Below are 217 nucleotides of genomic sequence, written 5' to 3' on the forward strand. Positions count from 1 at the left end.
ATATGATACGAAATATACTGGAACTGGTTCACCTGTCGAAGCTTGGTCATTAATGAGTGGAGGTAGTTGGACAGGGAAAATTGCAGGAACAGAGCCAACTAGTTTTTCACCACAAAATAAAGACTTCTTACAAAAGAATATGGGTGGCAACTGGGCAAAAATTTTAGAAGTAGATTACGATAAAATTAAGCGTGGTGTAGGAGTTCCTACATATATC

At 37.8% G+C, this 217-nt stretch carries 1 protein-coding gene; it reads left to right on the forward strand.

The window, feature by feature from the left end:
- The coding region (locus K5S59_RS29805; protein WP_220784131.1) for an immune inhibitor A domain-containing protein at positions 1 to 217 on the forward strand (217 nt) is incomplete at both ends.

Origin of the sequence: Bacillus sp. BML-BC051, from assembly GCF_019656175.1 — a bacterium.
Taxonomy (GTDB): domain Bacteria; phylum Bacillota; class Bacilli; order Bacillales; family Bacillaceae_G; genus Bacillus_A; species Bacillus_A mobilis.